11 protein-coding genes are annotated in these 13,076 nt (G+C 50.7%); 7 read left to right on the top strand and 4 right to left on the bottom strand.

Going from position 1 to position 13,076, the window contains the following annotated elements; genetic code table 11:
* The first annotated feature begins 244 nt into the window (after nt 1–244).
* The 7 genes from WFK81_RS18485 (at nt 245) to WFK81_RS18455 (ending at nt 9,316) form a co-directional block, all read left to right on the top strand.
* A complete protein-coding gene (locus WFK81_RS18485; protein WP_336787871.1) occupies nt 245–3,835 on the top strand; it encodes a glycosyl hydrolase family 18 protein in 3,591 nt (1,196 codons plus the stop codon).
* A gap of 201 nt (nt 3,836–4,036) precedes the next feature.
* Nucleotides 4,037–5,062: an ATP-binding cassette domain-containing protein gene (locus tag WFK81_RS18480; RefSeq protein WP_336787870.1), complete on the top strand. Its 1,026-nt coding sequence runs from the start codon at nt 4,037–4,039 to the stop codon at nt 5,060–5,062.
* Entirely contained in the window at nt 5,059–5,862 is an 804-nt protein-coding gene (locus WFK81_RS18475) for an ABC transporter permease (RefSeq protein ID WP_336787869.1), read from the top strand. The genes WFK81_RS18480 and WFK81_RS18475 overlap by 4 nt, the downstream gene beginning before the upstream one ends.
* 148 nt (nt 5,863–6,010) lie before the next feature.
* Nucleotides 6,011–7,171 carry an FAD-dependent oxidoreductase gene (locus WFK81_RS18470; protein WP_336787868.1) on the top strand — a complete coding sequence of 387 codons (1,161 nt, stop codon included), beginning with the start codon at nt 6,011–6,013 and terminating at the stop codon, nt 7,169–7,171.
* A 209-nt stretch (nt 7,172–7,380) separates the two neighbouring features.
* Nucleotides 7,381–7,581, top strand: a complete 201-nt coding sequence (locus WFK81_RS18465; protein ID WP_336787867.1) for a hypothetical protein — start codon at nt 7,381–7,383, stop codon at nt 7,579–7,581.
* A 22-nt stretch (nt 7,582–7,603) separates the two neighbouring features.
* Nucleotides 7,604–7,963 carry a winged helix-turn-helix transcriptional regulator gene (locus WFK81_RS18460; RefSeq protein WP_336787866.1) on the top strand — a complete coding sequence of 120 codons (360 nt, stop codon included), beginning with the start codon at nt 7,604–7,606 and terminating at the stop codon, nt 7,961–7,963.
* 189 nt (nt 7,964–8,152) lie between these two features.
* Nucleotides 8,153–9,316 carry an MFS transporter gene (locus WFK81_RS18455; RefSeq protein WP_336787865.1) on the top strand — a complete coding sequence of 388 codons (1,164 nt, stop codon included), beginning with the start codon at nt 8,153–8,155 and terminating at the stop codon, nt 9,314–9,316.
* 109 nt (nt 9,317–9,425) lie between these two features.
* On the opposite strand, the gene pstB is transcribed toward WFK81_RS18455, so the two are convergent.
* The 4 genes from pstB to WFK81_RS18435 form a co-directional block, all read right to left on the bottom strand.
* A complete protein-coding gene (pstB, locus tag WFK81_RS18450) occupies nt 9,426–10,184 on the bottom strand; it encodes a phosphate ABC transporter ATP-binding protein PstB (protein WP_336787864.1) in 759 nt (252 codons plus the stop codon).
* 15 nt (nt 10,185–10,199) lie between these two features.
* Nucleotides 10,200–11,087, bottom strand: a complete 888-nt coding sequence (gene pstA / locus WFK81_RS18445; RefSeq protein WP_336787863.1) for a phosphate ABC transporter permease PstA — start codon at nt 11,085–11,087, stop codon at nt 10,200–10,202.
* Complete coding sequence (gene pstC / locus WFK81_RS18440; RefSeq protein WP_336787862.1) at nt 11,084–11,986, bottom strand: phosphate ABC transporter permease subunit PstC; 903 nt, start codon at nt 11,984–11,986, stop codon at nt 11,084–11,086. The genes pstA and pstC overlap by 4 nt, the downstream gene beginning before the upstream one ends.
* A gap of 92 nt (nt 11,987–12,078) precedes the next feature.
* Nucleotides 12,079–13,011 carry a phosphate ABC transporter substrate-binding protein gene (locus tag WFK81_RS18435; protein WP_336787861.1) on the bottom strand — a complete coding sequence of 311 codons (933 nt, stop codon included), beginning with the start codon at nt 13,009–13,011 and terminating at the stop codon, nt 12,079–12,081.
* Nucleotides 13,012–13,076: the final 65 nt, after the last annotated feature.

The raw sequence follows: 13,076 nt of genomic DNA, 5'->3' as shown, positions 1-13,076 counted from the left end.
AAACCTTGTAACGTTATAATATCCCTTCATAGTGGAATTTTCCACCTTACCTTAAGCCGCTTCCTGTTCCATGATAGACTTACTAGAAATTAACAACTTAATGTCACTAAATACATGGTGGTGATGAATGGGAGTTTGCTTACGTTATGCAGCAAAATGACTTGCATCGGGGTCTAGCAGCTAGCCTGGGTTAAAATCCAATCCTAATTCAAAACCAATAGAGGTGAAATAATTGAACTTATCGATGATGAGAAGATCTTTATGGAATCTCCCCTTGTTATTAGTCGTTTCAATCCTTGCCGGAATTTTAGCTTATGTTCCAAATGCTCACGCGGAGGAAGGGCAAGCCGTTGATGCTCCGCATAGCGGACCGGCTAATCTGCGAATTGCCCAAGACGAGAATGGCGCTGATCTTATTACGCATAATACGGCTGCAATTGCATGGGACCTGATCGGCGACGAGACAAATAACAATGATATCGACATCTGGAACGCGGATACCGATGCTTGGATGACTTGGGGAGACCGAAGCAAGCGGGAGATCGGCGGACTAACGCCGGAAACGACTTACCGGGTCTATATAACTTGGTATGCCGACAGGCCGTCCCGCGAATTTAAAAGCAATGTCATCGAGTTTACGACAGCTCCCGATACAAGCGAATATCCCGAGCCGCCGCTTGCTCCTCCGGGACATCTCCGCACCGCCGCGATTACCGATAACAGCATCACCTTGAAATGGACCGGAAGCCCCGGCGCAAACGGCTACGATCTGTATGTTAACGGCGCCTGGAAGCAGGGCATATGGGACGGTTCCAATACGGTAACTTATACTCTTCCCGAAGGAGGCAATACAGCCGGTACCGCGTATAAGTTCGAGGTTGGAGCACAGAACCTGCCGAAGGTATCGGCAAGCAGCAACGCCGTAACGGTAATATGGGGCGGGCTGGCCGCGCCAAACGGCTTGCAGGCGGTTACCTCGACCCGAACGACGGCTGCGCTTGGCTGGGCGGAGACTCCTGGTGCCACCGGTTACGATATATACGCGAATGGCCAGCTTATCGGTTCCAGTCTCGAGAACCGTTATGTGGCTTCCGGTCTTCAAGAAGGAACGAGCTACGGCTTCAAGGTTGTAGCGAAAAACGAGGTTTGGCGCTCGGCGGACAGCTCGCCGATTACGGTTGTTCCGGGAGCCGGTTACAATATCGTCACGTATTATACGCTTTGGTCTCCGAGCAGTACGGGACGGAACTATCATCCGTCCGACGTGGATGTATCGCAAATTACCCACGTGAATCTTGCATTTGCGGATCTTTGCTGGAGAGGTTTTGGATCAGGGGCGAAAGCTTGCCAGAATGCCGCTGTTCCAACGCAAACCGATTATGTCTATGACGGCGAAATGATTGTAGGGGATCCGTCGGTGGACTTGGCGCTCTTCGAGGAATGGGCAGCTATTCGGGACGCGAACCCGCATCTGAAGCTGATGATTTCCGTCGGAGGCTGGTCTTGGTCGAATAACTTCTCGAATATGGCCGGCACGGAAGAAACCCGGCGTGCCTTCGCCAATTCGGTTGTAAAATTTCTCCGCGCCTATAAGCTCGACGGCGTCGATATCGACTGGGAATACCCGGTTGAAGGCGGCGAGGAAGATAATTCCCGTAGCCCGCTGGATAAGGAAAACTTCGGGCTGATGACGCAAGCCGTAAGGGAAGCGCTGGATGCGGCAGGCTCGGAAGACGGCAAATATTATTTGCAGACAATTGCCTCTGGCCAAGGGGATAGTTTTGTGGTCAATTCGAATTTGGGCGAATCCTCGGACGATCTTGATTTTATCAACATTATGACTTACGACTACAGCGGAAACTGGGATACGCTCGCACACCATAACTCCCCGCTTTATTACGATAAGAACCATCCGAAGGATTATGCGAAGCGCAACAACGTGCTTGGCGCCGTGCTTGCCGAGCTGAACGGAGGCGTGCCGAACTACAAAGTGAATATAGGCATTCCGTTCTACGGCAAGGGCTGGGTTGGCTGCCAACCAGGCGGTCAATATCAGACCTGCACGGGCGGAACGCCATTCGGTACCTGGGAAAACGGTATTTTCGATTTTACCGACATACAAGAGAATTACTTGAATGATGAGGGTTACAAGCATGAATGGAATAATGAAGCCAAGGTTTCCTATTTGTACAATGCGGACAAAGGCGTATTCCTTACCTACAATGACGAGTCCTCTATGATGTATATTGCTTCGCTCGCGAAATCTCTTGATTTGCCCGGCGTCATGAGCTGGGATATTAGCGGGGACCGCAACCGGACGTTAACGACAAGGCTTGCAAAGGATCTTCCTATTACAGGCGTATCCGATCCCGATGCGCTGTCCGCGCCAACCGGCCTGCAAGCCGCATCCATTAGCAGCGGAAGCATTAAGGTCAAATGGAATGCTTCCGAACATGCGACGGCTTACGAGGTTTACCTAGGGAAGGTGTTGGCGGGGACTACGTCGGGTACGGAGTTTGAGTTGACGGGTCTTACTCCTGACACAAATTACGCAATTGAAGTTCTGGCGATTCAGAAAGACAACAGTAAGCTCGTAAACGTATCGGCCTTCAGCAATCCGCTGACAACCAAGACAGCACCGGTGAAGACAACACCGCCAGAGCCGGTGAAAGGGCAGGAAGGCTTGCATACGCAGGTTGCAAAAGACGGCGATAAGCTAATAGTCAGCCTGCCAAGCGATGTCGCGCTGAAAGAAATCGCTTCGGCTGAGTCCACAACGTTCCCGATTATTGTGGAGGGCGATGGCAAGCAGCTTGAGGTTGCTTTACCAAAAGAAATTACGGCGGCAATCGCGGCTAAAGGCAGTGATTCGGTTATTGTTATCCGCTGGAGGGGCGCGGCGTTCTCGATTCCGGCAGCGGCTTTGCCTGCGGGCACGGATATCCGGATCTCGATGGAGACCTTGGATACAAAGCTGCTGCAGCAGAGCGGTATCCCGCTTGTGACGGCTCCGCTGTCCTTCAAGATAGAGGGTAAACAGGCGGATGGCGCATTTAAGGAAATAACGGATTTCGGTAATTATTACTTATCGCATAGCTTTACCGTAAAAGGCTCGGAGATCAACAAAGCTCTAACAGCCGGTGTCGTTTATTTGCCTGAGTCGAATGAGCTTCGCCCGGTTCCTATATTGTTCACGGACAATGCCGATGGCACGGTAACCGCGGAATTAAAGAGGAAAGGCAATAGCGTTTACGGTCTGCTGAAGACGACAGTATCCTTTGCGGATACGCTGGCTGCCTGGGCTCAGCAGGAGGTATGGCAGGCAGCTTCCAAGCTGATCGTGAGCGCAGACGCTGACGGCAAGTTTAACGGAGCGCGCGATCTGAATCGTGGGGAAGTTACATCTCTTATCGTAAAAGCGTTAGGTATCCTGCCTGACTATTCAAGCGCAGGTACGGCCTTTAAGGATGTAGCCGCAAATTCAGCTTTTGCCGCGGATATCGCGGCGGCGAAGAAGGCGGGTCTGGTAAACGGCAAAGGCAACGGTCTCTTTGATCCAACGGCAGCAATCACTCGCGAAGAAACGGCGGTTATTCTCGCGAAAGCATTGGCTTATGCCGGGGTATCAGCCCAAGCGGATTCCGCCGTACTGAACCACTTCGCGGACCGCTCAAAGGTGTCGGGCTACGCGGTACCTTCACTTACTCTTCTCGTCGAACGCGGAATTATGAAAGGCGTATCCGCGCATCGTCTTGCTCCGCAAACAACCGTCACCAAAGAGCAGGCAACGGTGTTAATGATGAAGACGCTCCGGTCCGCCGGCTTGTCGAACTAAGCGGTAAACCGCCCGTGAACTCGGGCGGTTTTTTCTTTTTTCCTGCTGCGGGCTATACGCGAATACATCCGCAGACTGATTTACCAGTAAAGGGATTAGCTTAAGATTGAAACATTGATTCAAACTGGAACGATTGTTTAAATTCAGTTTAAAAATGAACGGTAAGATGATGACATCAACAATTCTTGGGAGGAAACAGGAATGGAATATAAGAATGGGAAGAAGCCAAATAACGGCGACTGGGCGGTTGAGGCGGACGGTCTAGTCAAAGTGTTTGGAGATAACAAAGCGGTGGACGGCGTCAACTTGAACGTGAAGGCAGGCACCATTTACGGCGTGCTTGGTCCAAACGGGGCAGGCAAAACAACAACGATCCGCATGCTGGCGACGCTGCTGCGTCCGGATGCGGGCTCGGCCCGGATTTTTGGCCACGATGTGCAGAAGGAATCTCAGATCGTCCGCCAATTAATTGGCGTTACCGGACAATACGCATCGGTTGACGAGTCGCTCAGCGCAACCGAGAATTTGATTATTTTCTCCCGTCTGCTTGGACTGGGACGTGCGGAAGCACGGAAAAAAGCCGCCGATCTTCTGGAAGAGTTTGGATTGATGGAGGCGGCTAAGCGCCCGCTTAAGAACTTCTCCGGCGGCATGAGACGCCGGCTGGACCTCGCTGCCAGCCTTATCGCGCAGCCTCCTCTTATCTTCCTGGATGAGCCGACGACTGGTCTTGATCCGCGTACCCGCGCTCAAATGTGGGATACGATCCGCCGTTTGGTGAACACGGGTTCTACGGTCCTGCTTACGACTCAATACCTGGATGAAGCGGACCAGCTGGCTGACCGGATTGCCGTTATCGACCGCGGTCATGTCGTAGCTGAAGGCACCGTAGACGAATTGAAGCAATCGGTAGGGACTTCTTCGTTGCAGCTCAGAGTTCTAGATCAATCCGATATTGAAATTGCTCGCCAGACAGTGGAGCATGTGCTTCAGGTTCAAGCAACCTTAACAAGCGAAGCTGCCAAAATTACGGCCCCAATGGCCAATGCCGACCTGGTTACGGATCTGTTAATCGCGCTTCGCGAGAAAGGGATTACTTTATCCGAAGTCAGCGTTCAGAAGCCAACTCTTGATGAAGTGTTCCTGACCATCACTGGTCATGGCGTTGAAGAGAAAGCAAAAGAAACGGGAACCGAAACAAAAAGAGCGGAGGCTGTAAACGTATGAGTTCAACCGTAAAAACTGGTCATCTGAAAAACCATACCAGCTTTATTCAATCCTTGCGCCATTCGCTTACCATGGCATACCGGGGGATTTTGAAAATCCGCCGGACCCCGGAGCAGCTATTTGACGTAACCCTGCAGCCGATCATTTTCACCTTGATGTTTACTTATATTTTTGGCGGCGCGATTTCCGGCGACGTGCAAAGCTACTTGCCGGTAATTATCCCAGGTATTCTTGTTCAGACGGTAATTACCACGTCCATCGTAACCGGCGTTCAGCTCCGGGAGGATATGGACAAAGGCGTCTTCGACCGGTTCAAGTCGTTGCCGATTGCCCGGATAGCCCCTCTTGCGGGAGCGTTGCTCGCCGATACGATCCGGTATACGATTGCTACCGTGCTTACGTTTTCCATGGGCTTCATTATGGGTTACCGTCCTGACGGCGGTATCGGCAGCGTTGTTCTTGCCGCTTTGCTCGTTATTTTCGTCTCCTGGGCGATGAGCTGGATCTTTGCGTTCTTTGGCGTTATCTCCCGTACGGCTTCCAGCGTGCAGGGGGTTTCGATGCTCGTATTATTCCCGTTAACGTTTATGTCCAATGCATTCGTACCGGCAGATACGATGCCGAATTGGCTGCAGTGGTTCGTAAACATTAACCCGGTTTCCCACGTTGTTTCGGCCGTCCGCGAGTTGACCAATTCCGGCACGGTTGGTTCGGATATGGTCTGGTCGTTGGTGGGCGCCCTGGCTATCGTTGCGGTATTTGCACCCATTACGGTTCGCGCTTATATGCGCCGGACATAAGACTTGCTTAATCGGAGAGATGGCATAATTGCCATCTCTTTTTGTCATTCTATCAGGGAAAATTACCGTTTAAATTCAGTTTAAGTCGCAGCGTTATTATATCTGTGTAAGGAACAAACAACAAACATGGATATAGGAGATGGTCTTTATGACAACGAATCATACAGAGAAAAAAATCGCGATTATCGGCGGCGGCCCTGGCGGGCTTACGCTGGCTCTCATTCTGCAGAAACATGGCATTGCCGCAACGGTCTATGAGCGGGAAGCTCAGGATGGAAATGCCCAGCGCGGCGGCTCTCTCGACATACATGAGGATTCCGGACAGATGGCGCTAAAGGAAGCGGGGCTGCTGGAGCAGTTTCAGGCGATTGCCCGCTATGAGGGAGAAGATTTCCGCCTCTTCGATAAAACCGGCAAGATCTATATGGACGACACAGCGGAGGACGGAGAACAAGGCGATCGCCCGGAGATTGACCGCGGCGTGTTATGCGATCTTCTGCTAAATGCATTGCAGCCCGATACGATAAGATACGGTTACAAGCTGACGGAAGCCGTTGCGCTGGAAGGCGGTCGGCATGAGCTTCATTTTGACAACGGCGAGAATGTGACGGCTGACCTGGTCATAGGCGCGGATGGCGCTTTTTCCAAGCTTCGCCCGCTGCTGACCGAGGCTAAAGCCTCGTATTCCGGATTAACGATGGTAGAGCTGCATGTGGATGCAAAGGCGCATCCGGATCAGGCGGCTTTTAACGCAAGAGGCAAAGTATTCGCGCTTGATGAAAACAAAGGAATACTTGCACAGCTAAATGGGGACGGTAAAATTAAAATATACCTGACCTTTACGGCCGAGCAGAACTGGCTGAACACCTGCGGCATCCCGTTTGATCAGCCGAAGGAGGCCAAGCGGCAGCTGCTGGCGTATTTCAATGATTGGGCGGAGCCGCTTCAGAACTATATTCACAAGTCGGAAGATCTTGTTCTGCCAAGACGGATTTATATGCTGCCCGTTGGACTGAAATGGGAGCATAAGCCGGGGATTACGCTTATTGGAGACGCTGCGCATCTGATGTCCCCGTTTGCGGGCGAAGGCGTAAACCTCGCCATGCGCGACGCAGCCGAGCTTGCGCTTGCCATTGCCGGTCATGTGGATATCAATCAGGCCATTCAAGCCTACGAAGAGAAGATGTACGAATATTCTTCAGAGTCGGCAAAAGCGTCCGATGATAATCTGAAGCTTATGTTCTCGGACAATGCCGCTTCAAACCTGAAAGCATTGTTTGACGAGCTGCATGCGCAGTTCGCCCAATAAAATAAGTGAGGCTGTGCCGTCATTTGGCACAGCCTCTTTTAATGATGCGACAAAATAAACGCCCTACTGCGCGCATAGATAACCGTGCTATTTTTTACGCGGCTATTTTTTATAGGCAGGGGTGGGTAATTGTGGTAAAGTCAGCGTAGTGAGGCGAATTCCATTGCAAATGGAGAGGATCGATTGAAAAAGATCGTTTTGGGGAAAAGTTGAAGTTCCTTGCGGGTATTCGTGCAGAGATTCGGGAGGATGTATTAACGATTCAATTGGATGTGCAGGAAACTTCCGATCCGCAGGATAAACGAATCAAGCCATTGTCCATCTATAAGCTTAATAAACATAAAGAGGCAAGTAAAATACAGGTTAAGATTAACGGGCAAGATACTCCGATTGATACAGTCGGCAGCTGAGTCGGGAAAGGAGGTGTGCGGCATGGATGGAACCAATGAGGCAATCAGCGGTGAAGAGAAAGGCTCAAGCATTTGCGAGGTGCTTCAAATATTGGGGGCGAAATGGGCGTTTCTTGTACTGGAGGAGCTGATGAACGGACCGTTAAGATTTAATCAGCTTCAACGGAACGTCTCCATCGTGAAGACCCAATCGTTAACGAATACGGTACGTCATCTGGAGAACAACGGCCTTGTCATGCGCAAGGTATTTCCGACTGTGCCGGTGACGGTCGAGTATTCCCTGACCGAGAAGGGCAGAGATTTTCAGGCTGCGCTTAGAGAGATGGAGAAATGGGTGCAAAAATGGGGCGATTCCCCTAATCCCCGGCTTAGCCGTTCGTAGCGCTATTGCAAAATTCTAACCGTAAGAGCTATAGGCTCTTGCGGTTTTTTTTGTCTATGTTGCCACTTACCGAACGGTTAGTTACTCCAAAAGGATGGATTATGCCAAAATAAATTGCGTTCTTACTTAAAGTAAGCAGCTTCGTTATAATCCGAATTAACAAATCGTTTTGGAAAAGGAAGTGTCGTTATGAACCGTGTTGTGATTTACGTCTTGATGATTGCGGTATTTTTCACAGCCACCTCGGAGCTTGTCATTGCCGGAATCTTGAATGTGCTAGCCGATCAAATGAATATATCGGTGAGCTTGGCCGGTCAGTTGATAACGGTTTATTCTTTGGCCTTTGCGATTGGCACGCCGGTTATTATCGCTTTATCCGCCCGAATACCGCGAAAAAGACTTCTGCTCTTCGCCATAGTCGTATTTATAGCCGGTAATTTCCTGTCCATTGCAAGCACGAACTTCATGGTTTTAATGGCAGCGCGGATGCTGCTTGGGGTTAGCTCCGGCGTCTTTATCGTGGCAGCGTTTAGCGCTGCGGCCAAGATGGTGCCGGTTGAAAAAATCGGCAGCGCGATCGGAACGATAATCCTCGGATTCAGCAGCGCAATGATTTTGGGGGTTCCTCTAGGCGTTGCTTTGACGAATACGTACAGCTGGCAGACCATCTTTTTGTTCCTTGGCATAGGAGGCGTTGCGATCCTTATTGGTCTTGCTCTGTTGCTTCCTCAAATCGAGGGGGATGCTCCGGTTCCATTCAAGCAGCAAATGGGTCTGCTGGCTAATCCGGTGATCTTCTACGCCTTGCTGCTTGTGTTGTTCAGAGAAGCGGGCAACTCGGTGATGTTTACGTATATTGCTTCCTTCCTTGGCGACATTCTTCATAGAAGCTCCGCGGAAATCGGCCTTATGATGCTGTTGTTCGGGCTGGCCGGCGCGATTGGCTCCAGAATCGGAGGCTCTGCCGTAGACAAATGGGGAAGCGCCAAGTTAATACTGATTGGAGTCGCGATCCATGTTATTGCCCTGTTGCTGCTGCCGTTAGCCGTCCATTCCTTCCCGGTTGCCATCGCCTTGTTGTCGCTATGGATCATGTCGATGTTTACTTTAGGACCTGCGACGCAGACTTACTTCATCGAGCGTGCTCCGCAAGCATCGAATCTGATTATCAGCCTGAATATTTCCGTCACTCAGGTCGGCATCGCCGCCGGAGCCAGCGTTGGCGGGCTGGTCGTCAATTGGCAGGGGACCGTCCTCTACAATCCGTTAGCCGCAGGTCTGGTCCTCTTGCTTGCCCTCGCGTCGGCTGCTGTCTCCATTCGCAAAAGCCGGCAAAAACACATCAGCCTTTAAAAATAGTCGTGCGGATTCTACGAAGAGTACGCTTGGCTATTAACCATAACAAATAAGGGCTAGATGAACCTGACCGGTTCGTCTAGCCCTTATGTTATCTCCCGTTTCATTAACCGAAACGGCCCGTAATATAGTCATTTGTCCGTTGATGCGTAGGATTGGTGAAGATCGTCTCCGTTTTATCGTATTCAACCACATGACCGTTCAGGAAGAAGGCGGTTTTGTCGGATACGCGCGCTGCCTGATGCATGTTGTGGGTAACGATTACGATGCTGTAATCTTGCTTCAGCTCGGAAATCAGCTCTTCGATCTTGGAGGTCGAGATCGGATCAAGCGCGGAAGCGGGTTCGTCCATCAGAATGACATCCGGTCTAACGGCAATCGTTCGCGCGATACAGAGACGCTGTTGTTGACCGCCGGATAAAGCCAAAGCCGATTTGTGAAGACGGTCTTTGGTCTCTTCCCAGATCGCGGCTTTCCGCAGGGATTGCTCCACAAGCTCATCAAGTTGTTTCTTGTTCTTAATGCCGTGATAACGCGGGCCAAAAGCGATATTCTCGTAAATGGATTTATGGAACGGATTAGGACGCTGCCATACCATGCCGATTTTCTTCCGGAGCGCTATAACATCCGTATCCGTGCCGCTGATCTTCTGCTCTTTCAACCAAATATCCCCGGTAACCCGGCAGGACGGGATCAGGTCGTTCATCCGGTTCAAGCTTCTGAGGAAGGTAGATTTGCCGCAGCCGGAAGGACCGATTAAGGCAGTGACTTCTTTTTCGGCGAAATCAAGCGAGACGTCATGAACGGCATGCTTTTCTCCGTAATGTACATTTAATTGTTTGGCGGCTAATGCGATTTCTGTCATGCTCTCTACTCCTTCCTATTTCGAAGCTGTGAATTTATTATGCATGTAACGTCCAAGCGCTCTAGCGCCAAGGTTGAAAAGCAGAACCGTAATGACCAGCACGGCCGAAGCGCCAGCCGCGATTTGCGTAGCATCCGGAGCAAGACCCTCCGAGTTAACCTTCCAGATGTGAACGGCGAGAGTCTCGGCCGGACGCATAGGGTTAAGAGGCGAAGCGTTATGGAGCGGGTTCCAGTCGGAAAAATCAAGACGCGGGCTGCTCATGCCTGCGGTGAACAAAAGCGCTGCCGCTTCGCCGAAGATTCGGCCGGCAGCCAGAATCGAACCGGAAAGCACGATTGGCAGGGCAATCGGAAGTTGAACCGAACGAATCGTTTTCCATTTGGAAATACCAAGCGCAAGGCTTGCTTCCTTCTGCTGAAGCGGCACGCTGCGAAGACCTTGCTCGGTAATCCGCACCATAAGCGGAAGGTTGAAGATCGTCAGCGCGATCGCGCCGGACAACAGGGAGAAGCCCAGGTTGAATTTGTTAACGATAACAAGAAGGCCGAACAAACCAACAATAATCGAAGGGAAGGAAGACAATACTTCGACTACCAGACGAATAGCGGAAGTGATTTTGCCGGCTTTCGCGTATTCGCTCATATAGATACCCGCGCCGATACCAAGCGGAACGGTAATGATCATCGTAAGAACAAGCAGGAACAGCGAGTTGAACAGCTGTGGACCGATACCTCCGCCTTTGCGGATCGTTTCCGGCGGGGAAGTGAGGAAGTGCCAGCTGATATGGCCAAGTCCACGGAACAAAATGTAGCCCAAAAGTCCGATCAGGGCGAGAGCAATTAAGCTCGTGATGAAAATAATAATGCCGGTTGCGATTTTATCTACCGTTTTGGCGCTCATAGCTTCTTCCTTCCTTCCAGCCAACGAATGATAAAGACGAATACAAAGGTCATGAGCATCAGAATAAGCGCAAGCGACCACAAAGCGTTATTTTGAACGGAGCCCATCGCCGTATTGCCCATGCTGAGCGTAATGGCGCTGGTCAGCGTTGAAGTCGATTCGAATAAGGAATGCGGGATATGCGGCGCGTTGCCGATGACCATCTGAACGGCAAGGGCTTCGCCAAATGCTCTCGCGATACCAAGCACGATCCCCGTCATTTGCGCGGGAAGCGTGGTAGGCAGGACAATGCGATATATCGTTTGCCAACGGGTTGCGCCAAGCGCGTAAGAGCCTTCCTTCAGGCCCGCGGGCAGGGAAGCCAGCGCATCCGTTGCTATAGTCGTAATTGTAGGTAAAATCATAAAGGCAAGTACAAGCGCGCCTGCTGCAATCCCGACGCCTTGGCCTGGGAACAGGCTGCGGAATAAAGGAACGATGACGCTTAAACCAACAAATCCGTATACGACGGAAGGAATGCCTGCAAGCAGTTCGATAACCGGCTGCATAAATGTGCGGCCAAACTTCGGAGAAAGCTCAATCATAAATACCGCCGCGCAGAATCCGAGCGGAGCAGCAATGATGGCGGCAAGAATCGATGTGCTGAACGAACCAAAAATAAACGGCAATGCGCCAAACAGCGGCGGTTCGCCATCCGGTTTCCATTTGAGTCCTGTTAACAAATCCTTTACATTTACGCCGTTTACGATAAAGGTGCTAAGTCCTTTTGAAGCGACGAAGTAAACCATCGAAAAAATGGTGATGATAAGAAACAAGATGCAGATGAATGTATATACTTTGCCAACCCATTCTTCCGCAAGATGCGGCGTGGCTACTTCCCGATCATTAGACTTCTTCATCGTGACCACCCTTTACTAGTTAACATATAGGCACGCAGTCAAGAGACGAGCTGGCCCGCCTCTTGACTATGCCTTTATTTATTGGGAATTTATTATTTCGTTACGTTACCTTGAGCATCGCGTTTAACTTGCATTTTGCTTACTGGAATGTAGCCCATTTCTACTACATCGCCTTGGTCGCCTTGAACATCTTCGGATACCATGTAGTCGAGGAAAGCTTTAGTAGCCGCGTCAGGATCGCCTTTTGTATACATGTGCTCGTAAGCCCATACCGGGTAAGAACCGTTAGCCACGTTGTCTACATTTGCTTCTACGCCTTCGTACTTAACAGCGGTGACCGAATCGTCCAGGTAAGACAGAGCCAGGTAACCGATAGCGCCAGGAGTTTCGCTTACGAGCTTCTTAACTGTACCGGAAGCATCTTCTTGGATCGAACCTTGAAGGTCTTCTGTTTTAGTGCCAAGAGCGAATTTCTCGAAGGTAGCGCGAGTACCGGAGCTCGAAGGACGGTTAACGATTTGAATTTTCTCGTCTTTACCGCCAACGTCTTTCCAGTTCGTTACTTTACCAGTGAAGATGTCAACCAGTTGTTGCTTAGTCAGGCTGTCAACGCCAACGTCTTTGTTCGTTACGGCAGCCATAGCGACAACGGCTACTTGATGGTCAACCAGCTCAGCTGCTTTGTCGGCATCCAGCTTCTCTTCAGCAAATACGTCGGAGTTGCCGATTTGGGCTTGGCCTTCAGATACTTGCGTCAGACCAGTACCGCTGCCGCCGCCTTGAACTTGAATCGATACGCCGGAGTTTTTGTCCATGAACTCTTTGGATACTTGGTCAACCAGCGGCTGAAGTGCTGTAGAGCCTGCTGCCAGAATCGAACCGGATAGCGAAGCTGTGTTATTTGTTGTTGCATTGTTTGTAGCAGCAGCATTACCATTCTTTGCACCATTGTTTGCATTGTTGCCGCAAGCTGCGAGCGAAAGCGACAATGTGAGAGCCATAGTGACGATCAGAGACTTTTTCATTTGAGTTAGGTTCCCCTTCCAAACTTTTGTTTTTGTTTTGCTTACATGAGTTATTGTAGTTGGGC

The sequence above is a fragment of the Paenibacillus sp. MMO-177 genome (assembly GCF_037147795.1).
Classification (GTDB): Bacteria; Bacillota; Bacilli; order Paenibacillales; family Paenibacillaceae; genus Pristimantibacillus.
This window is presented reverse-complemented; position numbering and strand designations above follow the sequence as displayed.

Coding starts and splice junctions, on each gene's coding strand:
- WFK81_RS18485 (WP_336787871.1), top strand. CDS start 245: ATGATGAGAAGATCTTTATGGAATCTCCCCTTGTTATTAGTCGTTTCA.
- WFK81_RS18455 (WP_336787865.1), top strand. CDS start 8,153: ATGAACCGTGTTGTGATTTACGTCTTGATGATTGCGGTATTTTTCACA.
- WFK81_RS18435 (WP_336787861.1), bottom strand. CDS start 13,011: ATGAAAAAGTCTCTGATCGTCACTATGGCTCTCACATTGTCGCTTTCG.
- pstA (WP_336787863.1), bottom strand. CDS start 11,087: ATGAGCGCCAAAACGGTAGATAAAATCGCAACCGGCATTATTATTTTC.
- WFK81_RS18460 (WP_336787866.1), top strand. CDS start 7,604: ATGGATGGAACCAATGAGGCAATCAGCGGTGAAGAGAAAGGCTCAAGC.
- WFK81_RS18480 (WP_336787870.1), top strand. CDS start 4,037: ATGGAATATAAGAATGGGAAGAAGCCAAATAACGGCGACTGGGCGGTT.
- pstC (WP_336787862.1), bottom strand. CDS start 11,986: ATGAAGAAGTCTAATGATCGGGAAGTAGCCACGCCGCATCTTGCGGAA.
- WFK81_RS18475 (WP_336787869.1), top strand. CDS start 5,059: ATGAGTTCAACCGTAAAAACTGGTCATCTGAAAAACCATACCAGCTTT.
- WFK81_RS18470 (WP_336787868.1), top strand. CDS start 6,011: ATGACAACGAATCATACAGAGAAAAAAATCGCGATTATCGGCGGCGGC.
- pstB (WP_336787864.1), bottom strand. CDS start 10,184: ATGACAGAAATCGCATTAGCCGCCAAACAATTAAATGTACATTACGGA.